Annotated in this window: 4 protein-coding genes; 3 read left to right on the top strand and 1 reads right to left on the bottom strand. The window is 70.9% G+C overall.

Annotation, left to right across the window (positions count from 1 at the left end):
• Positions 1–119: 119 nt before the first annotated feature.
• Positions 120–1,301, bottom strand: coding sequence for a pyridoxal phosphate-dependent aminotransferase (locus K206_RS0134325; RefSeq protein WP_020206798.1), 1,182 nt, complete (start codon positions 1,299–1,301; stop codon positions 120–122).
• Between the two features lie 437 nt (positions 1,302–1,738).
• Between K206_RS0134325 and K206_RS0134330 the strand changes: the two genes are divergently transcribed.
• The 3 genes from K206_RS0134330 to K206_RS40155 all read left to right on the top strand — a co-directional run.
• A complete protein-coding gene (locus K206_RS0134330) occupies positions 1,739–3,250 on the top strand; it encodes an NCS1 family nucleobase:cation symporter-1 (RefSeq protein ID WP_020206799.1) in 1,512 nt (503 codons plus the stop codon).
• 46 nt (positions 3,251–3,296) lie between these two features.
• Complete coding sequence (locus K206_RS0134335; protein ID WP_020206800.1) at positions 3,297–4,031, top strand: aspartate/glutamate racemase family protein; 735 nt, start codon at positions 3,297–3,299, stop codon at positions 4,029–4,031.
• 84 nt (positions 4,032–4,115) lie between these two features.
• A partial coding sequence (locus tag K206_RS40155; RefSeq protein WP_020206801.1) for a GntR family transcriptional regulator occupies positions 4,116–4,621 on the top strand: 506 nt, incomplete at its 3' end.

The following is a 4,621-nucleotide window of genomic DNA, read 5'->3' on the forward strand; positions in this document are numbered from 1 at the left end:
GGCGGCTGACGCTGGCGCAGGCGCGCGCGAGCCGCTTCTCCGACTCGGCCGCGCTGCTGCAGGCGCTGGGCGGCGGCTGGTGGCAGGAGCAGGCCGCCGCCACTGGCAAGGCGTTGGCGTCAGCGCCCCAGGAACGCCCGTAGCCGGCGCGCGCCTTCGTCGAGGCGGGCGGTGTCGCAGGCGTAGCACCAGCGCACGAAGCCTTCGCCTTCGTCGCCGAACGCGCTGCCGGGCGCCAGGCCCAGATGCGCCTCGCGCACCAGCTGCTTGCACAGCGCCAGGCTGTCGCGCGCGCCCTCGAGCCGGAAGAACACGTACATCGCGCCCTCCGGCGCATGCACGTCCACGCCGGGCACTTCGGACAGCGCGCTCACGAGGTGGTCGCGCGCCGCGCGCAGCTTGCCGACCAGCTCGCGCGTGAAGGCCTCGCCCTCGCGCACGGCCACGATGCCCGCCTCCTGCACGAACGACGGCGCGCACGAGGTGTTGTACTCGATCAGCTTGCCGAGATCGCCGGTGAGCGCCGCCGGCAGCACCATCCAGCCCAGCCGCCAGCCCGTCATCAGCCACGCCTTCGAGAACGAGTTCACGCAGATCACGCGCTCGTCGCGGCTGGCGATGTCGAGGAAGGACGGCGCCACGGCGTGCTCGCCGCCGCCGTAGTAGAGCCGCTCGTAGACCTCGTCCGCGATGATCCAGATGCTGTGCCGGCGGCAGTGGTCGAGCACGGCCTGCTGGTCCGCGCGCGGCATCACCCAGCCGGTCGGGTTGTTGGGCGAGTTGATCATCAGCAGGCGCGTGCCGGGCGTGAGCGCGGCCAGCAGCTTGTCCAGGTCGAGCGTCCAGCCGTGCGCGCCGTAGTCGAGCGAGACCGTCTCCACCTCGGCGCCGAGGATCTTGGGGATCTCCACCAGGTTGGGCCACAGCGGCGTGACCGCCACGGCGCGGTCGCCGGGGCCGGCCACCAGCTGCGCGGCCAGCATCAGCGCGTTGACGCCGGCGCTGGTGACGGCCACGTTGTCCGCCGCGGTGGCGCCGTGCAGCGCGCTCACGTAGCCGGCCAGCGCCTCGCGCAGCGGCGCGATGCCGAGGTTGTGCGTGTAGAACGTGGCGCCGCCGGCCAGCGCGCGGCTGGCGGCGTCGCGGATGAAGGCGGGCGTGACCTGGTCGGACTCGCCGAACCAGAACGGCAGCACGTCGGGCAGGCCGATGCCGGCGTTGGCCACCTCGCGGATGCGCGAGGCGCGCAGGTGATGGACGGCGGCGCGGGCGGCGGCCGGGCCGGGCTGGCTGGTGGACATCTGCACTCCTTGGTGTCGGGTGGCCCCGCGCCGGCGGGCGCGCGGCGAGGCGGGGGAAGCGGAGAGAAGCGGCGCATCCGCGCAAGCGTAGCGCAAAGCCGGTGGCCGCGGTATCGGCGCCGGCCCGGGCACGGAGCAATTCCCGCGCCACCTCGCCCGCGCCACCTCGCGCGGCGCCGGGCGCCAGCCCCGGCCCGGCCGCGCGCGGCCGCCGCCTAGGGATTGTCCCGATCCCGGCCGCATTGACTCTCCCGCCTTTATCGCCTACAAATCTGTCCACAACATCAGTTAGTTTTGTAGACAATTCTGTTATCAATAAAAATGCGGGCCGCGCACAGGAACGCGGCCGGCGCCTCGCCACGCACGGCCCGGGCGCGGCCCGTCCAGCGGGACCGCCTTGCCGCCCGGCCGGCATCCGCCACCAGGAGAGATCCACGATGCAAGCGACTGCCACCCCCACCGCGTCGCCCGACGCCGCCCAGGCCGCCGGCCACGCGCACGGCAACGCCCTCGTCAAGCCCGGCTACGACGAGCGCCTGACCAACGAGGACCTCGCCCCGCTGCGCCGGCAGACCTGGGGCACCTACAACATCTTCGCGTTCTGGATGTCCGACGTGCACAGCGTGGGCGGCTACATCACCGCCGGCAGCCTGTTCGCGCTGGGCCTGTCGAGCTGGCAGGTGCTGGTGTCGCTGCTGGTGGGCATCGTGATCGTGCAGTTCTTCTGCAACCTCGTGGCCAGGCCCAGCCAGGCCACCGGCACGCCCTACCCGGTGATCTGCCGCGCCTCGTTCGGCGTGCTCGGCGCCAACATCCCGGCGGTGATCCGCGGGCTGATCGCGGTGGCGTGGTACGGCATCCAGACCTATCTCGCGTCGAGCGCGTTCCTGGTGCTGGCGCTGCATTTCTTCCCGGCGCTGGCGCCGTATGCGGATGCGAAGCTGCACGGCTTCGCCGGACTGTCCGCGCTGGGCTGGTGCGCGTTCATGACGCTGTGGGTGCTGCAGGCGCTGGTGTTCTGGAACGGCATGGAGACCATCCGCAAATTCATCGACTGGGCCGGCCCGGCGGTCTACGTGGTGATGATCGCGCTGGCGATCTGGCTGGTGCAGAAGGCCGGCTGGCAGAACGTCAACTTCACGCTGAGCTTCCTCAAGTACACCGGCTGGGACGCGGTGCCGGTGATGCTCACGGCGATCGCGCTGGTGGTGTCGTACTTCTCCGGCCCGATGCTCAACTTCGGCGACTTCTCGCGCTATGCGAAGGACTTCCGCGCGGTGCGGCGCGGCAACTTCTGGGGCCTGCCGGTCAACTTCCTCGGTTTCTCGCTGCTCACGGTGATCACCACCTCGGCCACGCTGCCGGTGTTCGGCAAGCTCATCACCGACCCGGTGGAGACCGTCAGCCACATCGACAGCACCTTCGCCATGCTGCTGGGCGCGTTCACCTTCATGACCGCCACCATCGGCATCAACATCGTGGCCAACTTCGTCTCGCCGGCGTTCGACTTCTCCAACGTCTCGCCGAAGCACATCAGCTGGCGCACCGGCGGCATGATCGCGGCGGTGGCGTCGATCTTCATCACGCCGTGGAATCTCTACAACAACCCGCAGGTCATCCACTACACGCTGGACATCCTGGGCGCGTTCATCGGCCCGCTGTTCGGCATCCTGATCGCCGACTACTACCTGGTGCGCCGGCAACGCGTGGCGGTGGACGACCTCTACACCATGAGCGCGCAAGGCCGCTACTGGTACCGCAACGGCTACAACCCGGCGGCCGTGCTCACCCTGCTGCCGTCGGCGCTGGTGCCCATCCTGTGCGTGGTGGTGCCGGCGTGGCAGGGGCTGGCGAACTACAGCTGGTTCATCGGCATGGGCATGGCCCTGCTGCTGTACCGCCTGCTGGCGCCGCGCCTGATGGCGGCGCACCTTGCCGACCGCGGCTGAATTCCCCGGACATCTGACCCCGGACACCCGACCCCGAAGACCCGCCATGAAGCTCAAGATCATCAACCCCAACACCACCCAGAGCATGACCGACAAGATCGGGCAGTGCGCCGCCGCCGTGGCCGCGCCCGGCACGCGCATCGCCGCGGTCAGCCCGCGCATGGGGCCGGCCTCGATCGAGAGCCACTACGACGAGGCGCTCTCGGTGCCCGGCATCCTCGACGAGATCCTGGCCGGCGAGCAGGACGGCACCGACGGCTACGTGATCGCCTGCTTCGGCGATCCCGGCCTATACGCGGCGCGCGAGCTCGCGCGCGGCCCGGTGATCGGCGTGGCCGAGGCGGCCATGCACATGGCCAGCATGGTCGGCACCAGCTTCAGCGTGGTGACGACGCTGGCGCGCACCTGCAACATCGCCTGGCACCTGGCCGAGCGCTACGGCATGAAGCGCTTCTGCCGCGCGGTGCACGCCTGCGACCTGCCGGTGCTGGAGCTGGAGCGGCCCGGCTCGGACGCGCGCCGCATCGTCGCCGAGGCCTGCCGCGGCGCGCTCGCGCGCGACGGCAGCGACTGCATCGTGCTCGGCTGCGCCGGCATGGCCGACCTGTGCGAGGAGATCGCCGAGGCCATCGGCGCGCCGGTGATCGACGGCGTGAGCGCGGCGGTGAAGATGGCCGAGGGAATGGTCTCGATCCGGCTCGGCACCAGCAAGCGCGGCGACTGGGCGCGCCCGCTGCCCAAGGCCTACGCCGGCATGCTGGCGCCGTTCGCGCTCAACTGAGCGCGCGGCCTGCCAGCCGACTTGTGTACGATATGCGGGAATTTCGTCGCCAATCTCGGCGGCAAGCCGACCATGCGTACCCAGATGGCAACCAGCAGAAGCAAAGCGAAACCGAAGGACAAGGATAGGGACAGGGACAACGCCGCGGAGGCGACCGAGGCGGCCGAGGCCGGCGAGGGCTCGCCCGCCGAGACGATCTACCTCCACCTGCTCACCGCGATCATGGAGCACCGCCTGCTGGCGGGCACCAAGCTGGTGGAGGAGCGCCTGTGCGAAGTCACCGGCGCGAGCCGCGCGCGCATCCGCCAGGTGTTCGCGCGGCTCGCGCACGAGAAGCTGGTGACGCTGGTGCCCAACCGCGGCGCCTTCATCGCCAGCCCCACGGTGGACGAGGCGCGCCAGGTGTTCCAGGCGCGCCGCGTGGTGGAGCCGGAGCTGGCCGGCGTGCTGGCGCGGCAGGCCACGCCGGCCCGCATCCGCAGCCTGCGCCGCCACGCGCAGGAAGAAGACAGCGCGCGCGGCCGCGGCGACCGCGCCGCCATGATCCGCCTGTCCGGCGAGTTCCACATCCTGCTGGCGGAGATCGCCGG

It is taken from the genome of Cupriavidus sp. WS, from assembly GCF_000395345.1.
GTDB lineage: Bacteria > Pseudomonadota > Gammaproteobacteria > Burkholderiales > Burkholderiaceae > Cupriavidus > Cupriavidus basilensis_B.